Below are 16,350 nucleotides of genomic sequence, written 5' to 3'. Positions count from 1 at the left end.
GACTCGCCGAGCGAGACATTACCCGAGGGCGGTAAAAAAGAAGCCGCAACGTTACACGTTACGGCTACCTTCAAAAGCTTAACTGAAAAGCATTAAGCCTAGTGCTGGGTTTTTTCTTTCTGAAACAGATGATTTTGAATAAAAAACACGGACAGACAAAAAATTAAAGATTTTAAAAAAGGTTCCGATAATTAGTAAGGACGGGGATGAGCCAATGAGCTGAACCCGACACTTACATCTCATTGATTAAGGAACGCTTATCATGGCATCGATTAATACTAACATCATGTCTCTGGTTACCCAGAACAACCTGAACAAATCACAATCTTCTCTGGGCACCGCTATTGAGCGTCTGTCTTCTGGTCTGCGTATCAATAGTGCAAAAGACGATGCTGCTGGTCAGGCGATTGCCAACCGTATGACTGCACAGGTTAAAGGCCTGACTCAGGCTGCGCGTAACGCGAACGACGGTATCTCCCTGACGCAAACCGCAGAAGGTAACCTGAACGAAATCAACAACAACTTACAGCGTGTTCGTGAGCTGGCGGTTCAGGCAGCAAGTGACACCAACGGCAGTACTGACCGTACTTCAATCTACACTGAAATGAAGCAACGTCTGGACGAAATCGACCGTGTTGCTAAATCAGCCTCTTTCAACGGCACGAATCTGCTGGACGGTACAGCAAGCGGCGGTATCAACATTCAGGTTGGTGCAAACACCGGTGCTAACGAAGTTATCACCATCGACTCTGGCGCGCTGGTTAATGCCTCAACGACTTCTGGCCTGTCTTCTGGTGTTTCTACTGCAGTAAACACAATCAGCGGCGGTACAGGTGCTGCGAGTGGTACAGGTGCTATCGGTGGTTCTGGTGGTCTGGCACAACAAATCGTCAATGCTGTTGATACCGCACTGAAAGCAGTAGACACCGCACGTAGTAACCTGGGTGCGATCCAGAACCGTTTCGAATCCACGATCACTAACGTGAACAACACCATCAACAACCTGTCCAACGCCCGTGGCCGAATTCAGGATGCGGATTATGCGGTGGAAGTGTCGAACATGACCAAGGCGAACATTCTGCAACAGGCCGGTACGTCAGTCCTGTCTCAGGCTAACCAGGTTCCTCAGACCGTTCTGTCTCTGCTGCGTTAATCGTAAGCAATATGGTATGAATTTTAACCCGGCCATGCGCCGGGTTAAATATATCAATCGTTTGTATTTCAGTGTCATTTTAAGCCTGTTTTTAACAGCATCTCCATGATCCTTCTATCTTAATTTTTTCCATTCTTTATCTTTCTGTACCTTTCGAACACTTTTTTATAGTTTCAAAAAAATTCCTATAAGTGATTGTTTATTATAAAATAAAACCAAGCGAACAATAAAAAATAGACCTTAGTACATTTTGTTAGGAGAAGAACGATAGTTTTGATTTTAATGCTTTAAATAGCATGGTAATTGATTGGTTTATTTATCGTTTAGTTTGATTTTCTCTCTTTAGAATGGAAGTATTTACACATCCGTTTTGTCTACAAGGCTCCTTTCTATGCCACGCGTCTTTATCAGCACACTTCAACTTATCGACTACAGAGATGAAACACTGGCCATTTTGGACCTGATCGGTGGATTCATCGATAACGGTTGGAGTGTGGATGTCTATTGCCATCAGTATGATGTGCGCATAAAAAATCTGATAGAGAAGAAATTTCCAGGTAAAGACATTTTTGCCACTGCTGATACTGATCATGTTTTCAATGAAGATTATGATCTATTCTGGATTCAATATTTTTCATTAAATACAAGTATATTAGACCGGTTCCTGAATGGTGGTGTCACAACGAATATGATATTCGACCACCAGTCATTGGATAGTCGAGAGTCCGCATCAGCTGATATTTTGCTTGAAAACCGCTTGTGCGATCGAGCGTTAGTTACATTGCCTCGATTGGCCGATTTTTTGAATGAGAGCGGGATAACTAGCTCGTTGACATCTGTGTTCCCTCATTCTCCTCCTGATTTATATTTTAATCACACTTCTCTGGAAAATAATAATAGTCTAAAAAAGATACTTATTGTCGTGGAAGAAACAACGCCAATGCTCAAGGCGTTGATAAGTGAATTGGAGAAATTTTCGATAGTTTGTGAAATCATGAACCGAGAACAATGGGTTCATAATAATACCGTTGCGGATTTTGATGCTATTGTTGCTAGTGGAATTATTGCACAATATGCGCTGTGTGCAGGCAAGCCAGCCTATTTGTACCAAGACAATTTTTTCATCGGGTACATTACCGATGAATTGGTTGAGGGCAATGTATTTCGTAATGAAACGGCTGGGAAGGCTCTTTCTTCCGAAGAAGTGGCAGAGAGCATTTATAAGGGTTATGAACAAGCAGCTAAATATACCCAGAAGCGTTTAGACTATTATAATAAATCCTGGCGGTTATCAAATACGTTACCATCACTGATTGACAGTTTGCCAGAGCCGACGCTTAAAACAATAACCGATCAGGAACTGCAAAGGCTTGCTCTTCATAACTTAACGTTGCAGGATAAAACGAAGCCTTTTTATTCTGTTGATAAGTGGTTGAGCGAGCGGTTGATTAGTCCTGCTCGTCGTGATTTATTACAAGCATTTATCCAAGCCTATCCAGATGTTGGTAATATAAGTATTGCGGTACTGGCACAATCTAATGATAAAAATGCCATCAATGCTTCATTGGCTAGCATCCATGAACAATTTTATTTGGCCAAAGAGGTCTATGTATTGACCTCGAATAATTTCGTTTGTGCTGATGCTCCCGGCACGGTCACATGGTTATCATCCGATCGCGCTGAGGAGAGCCAACTAAATGCCATTCTGGCTCAAACATCAGCATCCTATCTGTTCGTTTTACGTGCTGGGGAACGTTTACTTCCGCATGCATCATTATTATTAGCTGAGCACCGCCTGCGTTTTCCTTCAGCGAAAGCCTTCTATTTTGACGAAGCGATCCTGAAAGAAGGTAAAGCAGAAAACCCAATGCTTAAGCCTGAGTGTAATATTGATATGTTGCGCAGTTTCCCCTACATAGGCCGTAACCTGGCTGTGGATGTGTCAACTTTGCGCCAGCAGGGTATTATTCCTTCGATAGGTGAATCTCTTGAACTACATGATGTTATTTGGCAACTGATAGAACAAGAAGGGCCGCAAGCGATTGGTCATATTCCCGAAGTGCTGGTTTATACCACAGACTCATTGTTCGATTGGTTGAACAGCGACAGTGTGACACTGCACTATCCTGATATTATCCGGCGTCATCTTGTTCGTTGCCATGTTGAAGCTGTTGTTTCAGCACGCAACAATGACGGAATATGCAGTATTCAGTATCAACATGCAAGTAAGCCGCTTGTTTCCATTATTATTCCTACGCGTGATCATCTGCCTGTCATCAGTCGATGCATTGAAACGCTGATGGAGCGTACGCAATACCTCAATTATGAATTGTTAATTGTAGATAATCAGTCAGCAGAGGCGGGTGCATGTCAATATTTAAGACAGCTTGCCGCAATGGAATTAACCCAGGTTCAGGTTTTATCGTGGCCACATCCATTTAATTTTTCCGCCATTAATAATTTTGCTGCTCAAAAAGCGAAAGGCGATGTTCTGCTTTTCCTTAATAATGATACTGAAATTACAAATGGAGATTGGTTGAATGCTTTATTAAATCATGCACTACGTCCTGAAGTCGGTATCGTTGGGGCTAAATTGGTGTTTGATGATGGGCGAATTCAACATGGCGGTATTGTATTAGGAATGAATGATAGCGCCGCGATTGCGTTTCAGGGAATGGGTCCAGAATCAAAAGGTTATATGAGTCGTCTCCGTACGACCCATAATGTCAGTGCGGTTAGTGCGGCTTGCATGATGATGCGGCGTGACGTTTATGTTGAGCTGGGGGGATTTGATGAGCAGCAATATCCCACCTACTTTGGCGATGTTGATCTTGCGCTTAAAGCTCGACAACAGGGCTATTTGGTTGTGTGGACGCCAGATGCTCAAGTGATGCATTTAGGTGGTGCATCGCGCTTATTACAGCAGTACTTCAAGTTACCACCGTTACCCCAAAAGTCAGATGTTGACCTGCTTTATGACCGCTGGTTACCGCAACTCGCGAACGATCCATGTTATCACCCTGCGTACGGTAAGCATGCTCCGGGGTTTTCTCTAACGCCAGAAATGGCAAGGTGCCAACGCGCATTGCCTGGGCGACCTCTGCCAGTGGTTATTGGGAGCCATAGTGATTGGCATGGATGCGGTCATTATCGTGTTATTTTCCCTTTTCAGGCATTAGAGCGAGAGATGCATATAGAAGGGGGACTGAAGCACGGCGTGCCAAAATTGGTCGATGCTGTTGATATGGAGCCCGATGTTGTGATTGTTCAGTCCGCCGCTGGGGCTCAGACACCTGAGATGGTGGCACAGTATCGCAAATATACGCGTTCATCGATTGTTGCGGAATTCGATGACTATATCCTTAATATTCCTATCAACAGCGGTAATAGGAAATCATTCTCACAGCAATTAATTAAAAATTTCCGTCGTTCACTGGAATCTGTTGATTGGGTTGTGGTTTCTACGCCAGCGCTAGCTGAAGCCTACTCGGCTTACCACTCAGATATTCGTGTTGCTTATAACCGGCTACCTGCGTCCTGGTGGAAAGGGCTAACAAGTCTACGCCAACAAGGGCGTAAACCTAGGGTTGGTTGGGCAGGCGGGAGCAGCCATAAAGGTGACTTAGCTATTCTCCGCTCGGTGGTGAAAGCGCTTGAAGATGAAGTTGAGTGGGTTTTCATGGGGATGAAGCCTGAAGGTGTGAAATGTGAATTTCATGCAGGTGTCCCTATCGAATATTACCCACAAAAAACAGCGAGTCTGAATCTCGATTTGGCACTGGTACCGCTTGAGTATAATCTGTTCAATGAATGCAAAAGTAATCTACGACTCATGGAGTTAGGAGCTTGTGGGGTACCAGTAATTTGTACTGACATCGAGCCTTATCGCTGTGGTTTACCCGTAACACGGGTTGATAATCGTTTCAAAGATTGGATGGACGCAATACGTATGCATATCTCTGATATGGATGCGACAGCAAGAATGGGCGATCAACTGAGAAATGCCGTGTATAAAGATTGGATGCTGGAAGGCGAGGGCTTGACGGATTGGTTACAGGCCTGGTTGCCAAAATAGCGAGATAGCGTAGCAACACAACATGAGGACGTGCTAGCGCATTGGTTGCTGAAGAGCCAAGGGCGGTAGCATTCTTATCTTTAGACAATGATGATCGACTTTTTGTAAACTGCGAATATGCAATGCTTGATTTTTAGGATAAACGATGAGTAAAAAATTTAAATATCCTTATGTAATTACTGTTCCTGGTTATATTGAAGCCTCTCTTGGTATTCAGGTTGTACATCGTCTTTGCCATCTTATTAACCAGAATGGTGGTGAGGCATATGTTGTTTCTCCGGTAACGAATCCAGAATGGAATACGCCGCAATTAACTTCTGGGAAATTTAACGAATATAAAGAGTCTGGCGAAGTATTCATCGCGGTTTATCCTGAAATAGAGTCAGGTAATCCTCTGGAAGCACCTGTTTGTGTCCGGTATATGTTGAATAGAGAAGGGGTTCTGAACGGCAATAGTATTAATGCTGGCGAGGATGACCTCTTTTTCTTTTATCGGAAAGAATTTGCCGAAAATGAAGAAAATGTGAATTTATTGACAATGTCAACTTATGATTTGTCAGTGTTTTGTGATGATGTTAAAGAGAAAGATCTTGACCTTTTATATTTAAACCGAGTTCCACGCAGCTGTGTTGATTTTTCAACATTACCTGAAAACATAATAGTTTTATCGATGGAACAGCCATTATCGCTGAATGAACTTGCTAAGGTCCTCAAGCGTGGACGCGTTATGTATTCTTATGAAGCATCTGGTACCTGTGCTTTAGCTGGGTTATGCGGTTGTCCTGTGGTTGCCAGGGTTGCTTCAGGGTATGAAAAATATGCTATCACGGAGAAGACATCTGAGGATATCGGTAATGCTGATGTTGCCTGGGATGATTCCCCGAATGAGTTGGAGAGAGTAAGGGAAAGCCTTTATAAATATAAAGATTTTTATGAAGGATTGGAAAGTGTATCCAATCAGCAATTTTTCAAATTTCTGGAACTGACACAAGATAAAGCACAGGATTGTTATAATAGAAATCATAAAGAAAATATAATGGAATGGGTTAAACGGCGGGAGCTTTCCCCTGAACGAATTTCCCTTATTTCCAGAAATATTAGTGAATTGGTATCACCTCAAGCTATTTATATTTGCATCTATGATCAATCGAAATCATGGCGTGAGGTTTTAACTACATTAGAGTCTTTATTGCCTGTTAAGAAGATGTATTCAAGATTAAACTGTATTGTTTTTACCGATGGAGAGTATACGCTTTCTAAAGATTTTGAGTCTTGGACCTCATTATGCGAAACAATAAAGCTAAGCACTACTATAAAAAATATATCAATGGAGCAGCGTTTTAACTGGCTTCAGTATGTGAGGGCTGGCGTTACATTTATAGCAGATGGGGTTTTTTCTGCTATATGTTACTTAAATAAAGTGAGTGAATATAGCGCGATTTATTCTGACAAAATATTTATTGATGATCGTGGTGAAGTAGAGTCTGCTTTTTTACCTGACTTTAGTATTGATTATTTTATTGGTTTCCCCAGCGCATTTTTTGTTGGCTGCTTCTTCCATCAAAGCATATTTAGAGACACGAATTGTTATAATAGCATTTCTCCTGACTTTTTTGATTTCGATGTTATGATGGGAGTGATTGAAGAAAAAGGGAATGGAAGTGTTGGCCATTTTTCTGAGCCTTTGTTAATCAGTGAATCAAAAAAAGAGTTAGACAGTAGTAAAGCAGAACAGTTGATTAGTCACTATTTAAGTAAAAAAGGTTATGTGAATAGCTTGATTTTACACAATTCCTCAGGTGGATGTCGGGTTGTTTATGGACATGCCAAGGAGTTACCTAAAGTTAGTATTTTTATCATCGATAGCGGTGATGTCAATATATTGCAACGCTGTGTTATGGGGTTGCTGGAAAAATCTAAATATACTAATTATGAAATTTTGATTCTAAGTTGCTATGCTGAGGCTGAAGAGAATCGTTACTGGCTAGAAGAAGTCAGTAAAATTGATCCTAAAAGAATAAAAGTCATTCTATTTCCACATCAGGAAAGTCGCTCAAGACTCAATAATATCGCAGCTAGTCAAGCATCGGGTGATTATATACTCTTGCTTGATGTGGCGGTTTTTCCTGCGCATGATGAATGGCTAGAAAATTTAGTGAATCATTGCCTGCGTGATGAAGTAGGATGTGTTGGCAGCAAAGTCATTAATCTTAATGAGAAAGTTTATTCAGCAGGAATGATTCTTGGGCTCAATGGTGTAGCTGAAAGTCCTTTTGTTGGAAGCCACTATTCAGCTTCAGGTTATATGCATCGTTTAGCAATAGAACAAAATTATAGCGCGCTCCCCTCATTATGTTTACTTGTAAGGCGCTCGGTTTATCAAGATGTCGGTGGAGTAGACGAGTTGCTGACTGAGCAATATCTTGCTGATATCGATTTAAGTTTAAAAATTCGTGACGCAGGTTATCTTTCCGTTTGGACCCCTTACTCTATTGTTGCGACTGATTTATCTCCGGAAAAAAATGATAGGAAGAACGAAACTTGCTCAGAACAAGAGAGGGTTATCTATCATAAGTGGGGATATGTCACTGCTAATGATCCTGCTTATAATAAGAATTTGTCATTAACTCATGCTTATAGAATAGAAAAATATATCAGGCCGCGCGAGCTATCGCTAGAGCCTCAACGCCTGCCTCGCGTAATGATGTATTCTGGCGGTTGTAATCCGATAGAGATATATCGGTTAGACGAGCCTTTTTATAAAATGAGATACAACGGAATGGTTGAAGGGGCTGTGGTTTCAGATTCTCTCGTCATATCTGAGTTTTTGCAAATAAAGCCTGATGTTATTATCACTCAGAACCATGTTCAAAGTGGAGATATAATTAATTTCAAATCGATGAAAGATTGTTTTTCTATTTATGATATGAACTACTATGAATCAAGTAAATTTGATGATAGTAAAAATAAAAAAGAACACTTGAATAAAATAAAAGAGAACTTGGCTTCTTTTGATAGGGTGATTGTCGGGTCTGAAGCATTAGCTGAGCAATATGGCAGAGTGCATCACGACATTCAGTTTTTACCTACATATTTACCTCATTTCTGGAATGATCTTGCTCTCACGGGAAGGGTAAGCGATAAGCCTCGAGTTGGGTGTATAACGCAGGACCTCCGTGATGAAGATATTGAATTGGTATCCAACGTCATCCGTGATTTTTCTAACCACGTTACGTGGGTGTTTTTGGGGACTTATCCTCCTAAACTGAAGCCCTTTATTCATGAATATCACCGCTATCACGGTTTTACGCATTATCCCCAACAGCTAGCCTCTCTCAATCTTGATTTTGCAATAGCACCGTTGGCTGATAATAATACTAATCGAACCCGCAGCAATATTCGTTTATTAGAGCTTGGTATCTGTGGAATACCGGTTATATGCAGTGATGTTTTATGCTACAAAGGCAGGCTTTCCGTTAATGCTGTAAAAAATAGATACAAGGACTGGTCTTCAGCAATGAGTCAATATATCCATGATGTTGATTCGGCTAGGAAAGTTGGTGCGGTGTTGAAAAGTGAAGTTCAAGAAAATTGGATGCTTAATCAAAAAAAACTGGAAATTATAAAGAAAATTTGGCTGCCACGATAATTTATTATATTAAGGGCTGTTTATGAAAAATGAAATATATGTCACCAGTCCACTACTTCCTCCGCTTGAGGAGTTTATTCCTTATTTGGAAAAGATATGGGAAAATAAAAGATTAACGAATGGTGGGCCTCTACACGAACAGCTTGAAGAAGAACTGGCAAAATACTTGGGAGTCAAGTATATCAGTCTTTTTTCAAATGGTACTTTGGCGCTATTGACTGCATTGCAGACGTTGCGCATTACCGGTGAGGTTATCACTACTCCTTACTCTTTTGTTGCCACCTCACACTCGCTTTTGTGGAATGGGTTAAAACCCGTATTTGTCGATATTGATCCTCTGACGTGCAATCTTGACCCTGATAAAATTGAACAAGCCATTACTTCTGATACCTCAGCTATTATGCCAGTGCATTGTTATGGCATTCCTTGCGATGTTGAACGTATCCAGGCGATTGCGGATAACTACGGACTAAAAGTTATCTATGATGCTGCCCATGCATTTGGCGTAAAAAAAGATGACTATAGTATTTTAAATCATGGTGATCTCTCTATTCTTAGTTTTCATGCGACGAAGGTCTTTAATACCATTGAAGGCGGCGCAATTATCTCTCAGGACGCCAAAACTAAAAAGCGCATTGATTATCTGAAAAATTTTGGCTTCGCTGATGAAGTTACTGTGGTGGCACCTGGCATCAATGGGAAAATGAATGAAGTTCAGGCCGCATTTGGCCTGTTGCAACTAAAACATATAGATGATGCCTTGCTGAAAAGAAAAGCAGTATATCTGCGTTACAGGGAAGCATTAAGAAATATACCTCATATTCGACTGGTCGATGTCAGTGAGAATGTTTCATGGAATTATTCCTACTGTCCTATTTTTATTGGAGATGATTTCCCCTGTGGCAGGGATGAACTCTATCTTTTAATGAAAGCTGAGGGGGTTTTTACACGACGTTATTTTTATCCATTAATCAGTTCATTCCCAATGTACCGTGGTTTAGATAGTGCGAAAACTGAGAATTTACCTGAGTCTCACATCGTTGCTGAGTCTGTGCTTTGTTTACCAATTTATGCCGATTTACAAGATAGTGAGCAAGAGAAAGTTATTGGTTTGATTAATGCTATTATTTGTCAAGTTAATTAATGCTATTTAGAGCGTTAATAACTCTCTGGTTAATGAAAATTAATTTTGAGAGATCATTAAACCAATGTTACTAAGAAAAAGTAGCATTTTATTAGTTTAACCTGATGCAGGTTCCTCATGAATCCTTTCAATATCGGTTTCTTTACAGAAAATGAACTGGTTAATTTTGGTTTTAAATCATTAGGCAAAAATGTATGCATTGCAAAAAATTGCACGATCTTAGGTTTGGAGAATATCTCAATTGGAAGTAATGTGAGAATCGATGGGTATACGACGATAATCGCAAGCGAGAATGGTTTTTTGAACCTAGGATCATTTATACATATAGGAGGTTATTCACTATTATCTGCAGGCGCAGGTATAACAATGAATGATTTTAGCGGCATATCTCAGGGCGTTAAAATTTATAGTAAAACGGATGATTATACTGGAAATTATTTGACTAACCCGACTGTAAGTTCAGAGTATACGGGAGTCACTTCAGGTGAGGTGATTTTAGGAAGGCATTCCATTATAGGCTCAGGAACAGTCATTTTACCGAAAGTGGTGGTTGGTGACGGTTCCTCCGTCGGTGCTCTATCCCTTGTAACAAAGAGTCTTCCTGAATGGGGGGTTTATTTTGGTAGCCCAGTAAAAAGAATAAAAGAGAGAAATAAAAAATTACTCATGCTAGAAAGAGAATTTCTATTAGAAATGTCTAAAAAAGAATGATTTAATTTTTTTTGTATTTTATATATGGCTATTCTTTTTCTATCCTGAACGGACTAATAGATTAGTAGAGAGAATTTTGTAAATGATTCTATGTTCACTAGGCAGAATGTAGCTTGGGTGAATTTTTCAGGGATGATATTACTATGTTCTCCAATGTAATAAACTCTTTCATCAGAACTATGTCTTCTGTATAGGTCTTTTATGAACATTGCCTTAGTTGGAAATTGTCAGCTCGAAATTATTGGTGAGTTGCTGAAAGGTAATAAAAATATAAGCGGTCATGAGTATAACTATATTTTTAATACACCAATCTATAAATTAAAAGAGAAGGTTGATGTTATAAATTTCTACCATGAATTAGAGTCTTGCGATGTCATTTTTATGCAGTATCACTCAGAACGATGGGGGCGTTTTTCTACCTCCGCACTGGAAAGATACTTTGATATAAAAATGCTTCCGACTATGGAATCTCGAGTATCCAGCCCACAATTAGCCTACATTGATAAAGATCTGCCTGACTTGATGGTTTATGTAGACTATCGGTTTCTGCATTTGTATCTCTCTGGTTTTAATTATCAGGATGCCATCACTCAATACCATAATGTTAGTTTGTCCCAAGATAAAAAGCAGGCTGCACTGATCGAAGATACTGATAAATATAAGAGATTGTATAAATCAGGGAAGCTGATTTTTGATTACTCAGATTACTATTTATCTTCTTTATCTCAGGATCAAGACTGTTTTTCAACAATTAGTCATCCGAATAATAAACATTTAAGTTTATTGTTTGAGTCAATACATCTTAATACATTTGGTGTTCATGAAACATTTAACCTTAATGGTCAAGAGTTGTTGAATAATTACAGAGCGCCTAGACTTGGTAGCGGCGATGAAAGCTATTATATGATGAGAAATTCTGGATTGCCGCTTGCGTGCAAAATTAATTATTCATTTTTTGACAAATATAGCCGAACTGATTTAACTAAAGCATTGATTAGCTCAAATTACTATAATCTTCTTAACGATGAATATATGAATTTTTAAATATCATATCATTTTAATGGAATATCAAGCTTTAGTAATATAGCGATATTCCATTATCTTTTTTAAAATAAATTACGATTTAACTCTCATTATCCCTTCAAGCGCTAGCTTATAATTTCCGCATCTTTGGTAATAGTCGAGAGCTTCAGGCTTCATGCCAAAACACTCCAGTATAACTGCTATGTTGTAATTGGCTTTATACGTTCCAACACCTTGTTTTCGACCTGGACCCATTTTCGTACATAGCTGAAATGTATCGATAGCATTCTGAAAATCAGCATTATTCATGAGTATTAATGCTTTTAAAAACATGAAGTCGGTAGAAGAACAGAGAGCCTCATATTGTAAAATGTCTAATGATTTTTCATACTGTGCAGTATTAATTAAACAATAGCCGTAACATTCAATCAGGACTTCGTTGTAATCCTGATGCATATCTTTTTGTAGATGTAGTGATGTTTCAAAACTTTGTGCCGCTCGCTCATAGTCCTTCCCCAAATAGTAGCTTTTTCCTAATTGATAATGTAGGTAAGCGTCATCACTTGTTTTATCGATGGCATGTTGGAGTAATGTAATATTGCGAGCGATCTTATTTTTGCTTTCTATGATTTTTTTTGTGTAACCATTATGCATGAACGATAGTGGTGCATCAAAACGTCCATCCGGTGCTTTTCCTGTATTTTTCTTGCAAATTTGCTCATGGATAATGCCGAAAAACTCATAATATTTTTTGTTGAAAAGCCGACTTATACGTTCTTGAATTAAATCTGTCTCTTCCGAACTTTCATCATTAGTAATGCTGGCAATTTCTACGGTGCCTATCTGTGTCGGATGTGTGCTAATGAGCTCTGAAAGCAATGCTACATCAAATTGATTAATCACTTCATCGGCATCAACAACTAAAACCCAATCATATTTGGCAAATTGTAGTGAGTAATTTCTCGCCGCGGAGAAATCTGATATCCATTCAAAGTCATAAACTTTGTCAGTAAAAATCCTGGCGATATTTTTTGAGTCATCGGTAGAGCCAGTATCAACGACAACAATGTCGTCAAAATATTTTGCAATCTCTTTCAGTGCGTTGCCTAAGTGCAAAGCTTCGTTTTTCACGATCATGCAGACTGATATCATTTATGCACCGCGTTTTTAAAGGCTTGATATTACTCAATACTATATTAATTTATCAGTGATAACAATTTGATACTTGTTCTCCATTGACTGCGATAAAAGGGTGAATGAGTGGCCGTAGGCTTTTATATTATTGATTATAATGCTTTTGACACGCATTAGTGTTTACATCTACCGGCACTACGTGTTTCACATTACTGTTGATCCTATGAGGAGACATTCGGGTTCATCTGTTCGAGATCTGCGCTAAAATCACTTTCCTTTCTGAAGAGATATGCGTCACAAATTTGCTGTCGTATTACATCCGATGTACGTGCCATTTGTGTTTCTCTCCGCAGACTCCTTACTCAATCCTGTCATACATAGCATGAATAACCCTCCTTTTTTGACGCTATTCAGACGATTGGCTACCCTACCTAAAAGCATAATAGTGTCGATAACATTATCATCGTAGGTATTTGTCACTGTGAGCGATTTGTATACCGCCGAAGGCACAATGGATAAAAATTCCCTTTGGAAGCGCTATGTACCACTAGTGCGCCATGAAGCCTTGCGTTTACAGGTTCGTCTCCCCGCGAGTGTTGAGCTTGACGATCTGCTACAGGCTGGCGGTATCGGCTTGCTAAGCGCAGTTGAACGTTATGATTCGTTACAAGGTACGGCGTTTACCACCTATGCCGTCCAACGAATTCGCGGTTCGATGCTGGATGAATTACGCAGTCGTGATTGGGCTCCACGCAGTGTACGGCGTAATGCGCGGGAAGTGGCACAAGCAATGCAACAGGCTGAACAGCAGCTCGGTCGTACTCCAACGGAGCAGGAAGTTGCGCAGACCCTGAATATCACGCTTGAAGATTATCGTCAGATATTGCTGGATACGAATAACAGCCAGCTTTTCTCTTACGATGAATGGCGTGAAGAACATGGTGACAGCGCAGAGGCGTTACTGGAAGGCAATGAAGATGCGAACCCATTGCATCAACTGATGGAAGGCAATTTGCGCCATCGTGTAATGGATGCGATTGAAAGCCTGCCAGAGCGCGAGAAGTTGGTGTTGACGCTTTACTATCAGGAAGAGTTGAACCTGAAAGAGATCGGTGCCGTTCTTGAAGTCGGAGAGTCGAGAGTCAGTCAGTTGCATAGCCAGGCGATAAAGCGCCTGCGCGTGAAATTAATGAACGATGTTTAATTGCGCTGCGTAGGAATACTGTTATCAAAGTATATCTTCAGTCACTGAAGCAGCAGGGCCATGAAAAATTTTGAATATTGATGCGCATTTTGCATCAGTATTTACATGATTAATGTCACCTGTTTTTAGCACACCAGGTTCTCTGGCGTAATGAACGATGCTATCGCTTCACATTGAGGTTATATATTGTCATGGAATGGATTCATGCACCCATCAATTCGGAAGAAACAGCTCCTAAGCCGTTATCTGAAAGACTTCAAACACAGACAAACTAACTGTTCCCAGTGTGATAAAGAGCTCGACCGCGTTTCACTGGTATTTCGCAATCAGCTTATCAATAAAAAGTCGATCGGCAGTATCGACAGGCTTATCGACGACGACATATGGTCAGGTCTGCAACAGGAATTAATCCCACTTTGCCGCTTTTGTAGCGAAATATTATGCAATACCACTGCTAGCTATTTCGATATTAAAGCTTTCACACAGTATCTGATTGAGCAGACTGAAGTCCGCCATAGCACGATGCGCGAGTATGTCATTCGTCTGCGGCGCTTAGATGAGCTGCTTGCCGCCAATAATTATCCCGCAGAAACGTTTTCCCGTCATCGCGATGGGGTACAGCAGCGCGTATGTGATTACCTTCCCGGTATTGAGCAAAATATCTACCGCAGCGCCTTACGAAAATACGATCAATATCTGGACTGGCAGCGGCATTTCTGACGTGCATCATGCGTCGTTCTCAGGCTGACATTGCCAAACCATGGGATACTGACTATACGTAAATGTTATGACAGTGTAAAAAATGCTTGCATTGCAGAGGCAAATTATTGCACTGTCATACTACTGAAATCATTCGGCACTAATTTTTAGGCAATGGTTAGCGGTAGTTCTACGATGCGATCAATCATTATTCAGTGGAATAGTTGTTGTCACAGTGAGGAACGCGAATGGTAATGTCCTTTTTTGGACTTTATAGTCGATGTCAAGATTCTACGCTGCTGACTCGCCGATGCGAGGGACTTTCCTCCCACTTATTTTCAACACTGTTCCATTCTCTTGTTCCCCAAATTTTCCGTTTATTTTCCTTTTCTATCCATGAACGCTCGGTCCGTTTTTCATCCGGCTCGTGGATGAATCATGCATATTCTCCGTCCGCTATTGGCTTAATAAGGAAGCCTAACCTCGTTAGTGAGTTAAACGTCACGCGCTGTAGAGCAGTGCGGTAAGTGAAACAAACTGTAAGGTGCCACTATGGGAAGACAAAAAGCAGTGATCAAAGCTCGTCGTGAAGCAAAACGCGTTATCCGCCGTGAGTCGCGTAGCCATCGTCAGCGTGAGGAAGAATCGGTCACTTCTCTGGTACAAATGGGCGGGATTGAAGCAATCGGAATGGCGCGCGAAAATCGTGATAATTCCGTTATTCAAGCTCGTACAGCTGCCCAGGAACATTACTTGTCTGCGATAGAAAATAAACAGTTGATTTTTGCCACAGGTGAAGCTGGCTGCGGTAAAACGTATCTGAGCGCTGCGAAAGCGGCGGAGGCACTAATCCATAAAGAGGTTGAACGTATTATCGTTACGCGGCCAGTATTACAGGCTGACGAGGATCTTGGCTTTTTACCTGGAGATATTGCGGAAAAATTTGCGCCTTATTTCCGCCCAGTTTACGACATACTTTTGCGTCGACTGGGAGCCTCTTTCATGCAGTACTGTTTGCGGCCGGAAATCGCCAAAGTCGAAATTGCGCCTTTTGCGTATATGCGCGGACGGACGTTTGAAAATGCGGTTGTGATTCTGGATGAGGCGCAAAACGTGACAGTGAACCAAATGAAAATGTTCCTGACGCGTTTAGGCGAAAATGTCACGGTTATTGTCAACGGTGATGTGACGCAGTGTGATTTGCCATCTGGCGTTAAATCCGGCCTGCGCGATGCATTGGAGCGTTTTGTTGAGGATGACATGATTGGCGTCGTCTCTTTCGGTAAAGAGGACTGTGTGCGTTCGGCGCTGTGCCAGCGTACGCTCCATGCCTATGGCTGATGTCTGTGTGGCATAGGAATGAAAGTTTCTGTGCCACCAGCATAAAAAAACGCCGCTGATTTGCATCAGCGGCGTTTTCTTTTATATGGCGGTGAGGAAGGGATTCGAACCCTTGATACGTTTTCACGTATACACACTTTCCAGGCGTGCTCCTTCAGCCTCTCGGACACCTCACCGGGGGTTGCCTACAAGGGGCAACGGGGCGCTACTATAGGGA

At 41.0% G+C, this 16,350-nt stretch carries 10 protein-coding genes and 1 tRNA gene; 9 read left to right on the top strand and 2 right to left on the bottom strand.

The window, feature by feature from the left end; genetic code table 11:
* Nucleotides 1-262: 262 nt before the first annotated feature.
* The 6 genes from BUB06_RS04225 to BUB06_RS04200 all read left to right on the top strand — a co-directional run bounded on the left by BUB06_RS04225 (nucleotide 263) and on the right by BUB06_RS04200 (nucleotide 11,776).
* Nucleotides 263-1,153 (top strand): flagellin N-terminal helical domain-containing protein, encoded by an 891-nt coding sequence (locus BUB06_RS04225; protein ID WP_039471476.1) that lies wholly within the window; start codon nucleotides 263-265, stop codon nucleotides 1,151-1,153.
* A 391-nt stretch (nucleotides 1,154-1,544) separates the two neighbouring features.
* A complete protein-coding gene (locus tag BUB06_RS04220; protein ID WP_072012984.1) occupies nucleotides 1,545-5,228 on the top strand; it encodes a glycosyltransferase in 3,684 nt (1,227 codons plus the stop codon).
* A gap of 145 nt (nucleotides 5,229-5,373) precedes the next feature.
* A complete protein-coding gene (locus tag BUB06_RS04215; RefSeq protein WP_039471480.1) occupies nucleotides 5,374-8,877 on the top strand; it encodes a glycosyltransferase in 3,504 nt (1,167 codons plus the stop codon).
* Nucleotides 8,878-8,899: 22 nt separating this feature from the next.
* Nucleotides 8,900-10,021: a DegT/DnrJ/EryC1/StrS family aminotransferase gene (locus BUB06_RS04210; RefSeq protein WP_039471482.1), complete on the top strand. Its 1,122-nt coding sequence runs from the start codon at nucleotides 8,900-8,902 to the stop codon at nucleotides 10,019-10,021.
* Between the two features lie 117 nt (nucleotides 10,022-10,138).
* Nucleotides 10,139-10,732, top strand: a complete 594-nt coding sequence (locus BUB06_RS04205) for an acyltransferase (protein ID WP_039471484.1) — start codon at nucleotides 10,139-10,141, stop codon at nucleotides 10,730-10,732.
* Nucleotides 10,733-10,933: 201 nt separating this feature from the next.
* Nucleotides 10,934-11,776 carry a WcbI family polysaccharide biosynthesis putative acetyltransferase gene (locus BUB06_RS04200; protein WP_039471485.1) on the top strand — a complete coding sequence of 281 codons (843 nt, stop codon included), beginning with the start codon at nucleotides 10,934-10,936 and terminating at the stop codon, nucleotides 11,774-11,776.
* 72 nt (nucleotides 11,777-11,848) lie between these two features.
* Here the strand turns inward: BUB06_RS04200 and BUB06_RS04195 are convergent, their stop codons facing one another.
* Nucleotides 11,849-12,892 carry a glycosyltransferase gene (locus tag BUB06_RS04195; protein ID WP_236689866.1) on the bottom strand — a complete coding sequence of 348 codons (1,044 nt, stop codon included), beginning with the start codon at nucleotides 12,890-12,892 and terminating at the stop codon, nucleotides 11,849-11,851.
* A 478-nt stretch (nucleotides 12,893-13,370) separates the two neighbouring features.
* On the opposite strand from BUB06_RS04195, the gene BUB06_RS04190 reads away from it, so the two are divergent.
* From BUB06_RS04190 to phoH, 3 genes are all read left to right on the top strand, one after another.
* Nucleotides 13,371-14,093 carry an RNA polymerase sigma factor FliA gene (locus BUB06_RS04190; protein ID WP_014915881.1) on the top strand — a complete coding sequence of 241 codons (723 nt, stop codon included), beginning with the start codon at nucleotides 13,371-13,373 and terminating at the stop codon, nucleotides 14,091-14,093.
* Between the two features lie 204 nt (nucleotides 14,094-14,297).
* Nucleotides 14,298-14,813, top strand: coding sequence for a flagella biosynthesis regulatory protein FliZ (gene fliZ, locus BUB06_RS04185; protein WP_010306119.1), 516 nt, complete (start codon nucleotides 14,298-14,300; stop codon nucleotides 14,811-14,813).
* 531 nt (nucleotides 14,814-15,344) lie between these two features.
* Nucleotides 15,345-16,133 carry a phosphate starvation-inducible protein PhoH gene (gene phoH, locus BUB06_RS04175; protein ID WP_039471489.1) on the top strand — a complete coding sequence of 263 codons (789 nt, stop codon included), beginning with the start codon at nucleotides 15,345-15,347 and terminating at the stop codon, nucleotides 16,131-16,133.
* An 86-nt stretch (nucleotides 16,134-16,219) separates the two neighbouring features.
* On the opposite strand, the gene BUB06_RS04170 is transcribed toward phoH, so the two are convergent.
* A tRNA-Ser gene (locus tag BUB06_RS04170) sits at nucleotides 16,220-16,309 on the bottom strand.
* Nucleotides 16,310-16,350 lie beyond the last annotated feature (41 nt).

This window comes from Pectobacterium carotovorum, from assembly GCF_900129615.1.
Lineage (GTDB): Bacteria > Pseudomonadota > Gammaproteobacteria > Enterobacterales > Enterobacteriaceae > Pectobacterium > Pectobacterium carotovorum.
Note: the sequence above shows the minus strand (reverse complement) of the source record. Positions and strands in the feature narration are given on the sequence as shown.

What these genes read in the sequence shown, in the direction of transcription:
- BUB06_RS04220 (WP_072012984.1), top strand. Translation starts at nt 1,545, where the DNA reads ATGCCACGCGTCTTTATCAGCACACTTCAACTTATCGACTACAGAGAT.
- BUB06_RS04200 (WP_039471485.1), top strand. Translation starts at nt 10,934, where the DNA reads ATGAACATTGCCTTAGTTGGAAATTGTCAGCTCGAAATTATTGGTGAG.
- fliZ (WP_010306119.1), top strand. Translation starts at nt 14,298, where the DNA reads ATGCACCCATCAATTCGGAAGAAACAGCTCCTAAGCCGTTATCTGAAA.
- BUB06_RS04215 (WP_039471480.1), top strand. Translation starts at nt 5,374, where the DNA reads ATGAGTAAAAAATTTAAATATCCTTATGTAATTACTGTTCCTGGTTAT.
- BUB06_RS04205 (WP_039471484.1), top strand. Translation starts at nt 10,139, where the DNA reads ATGAATCCTTTCAATATCGGTTTCTTTACAGAAAATGAACTGGTTAAT.
- phoH (WP_039471489.1), top strand. Translation starts at nt 15,345, where the DNA reads ATGGGAAGACAAAAAGCAGTGATCAAAGCTCGTCGTGAAGCAAAACGC.
- BUB06_RS04225 (WP_039471476.1), top strand. Translation starts at nt 263, where the DNA reads ATGGCATCGATTAATACTAACATCATGTCTCTGGTTACCCAGAACAAC.
- BUB06_RS04210 (WP_039471482.1), top strand. Translation starts at nt 8,900, where the DNA reads ATGAAAAATGAAATATATGTCACCAGTCCACTACTTCCTCCGCTTGAG.
- BUB06_RS04195 (WP_236689866.1), bottom strand. Translation starts at nt 12,892, where the DNA reads ATGATCGTGAAAAACGAAGCTTTGCACTTAGGCAACGCACTGAAAGAG.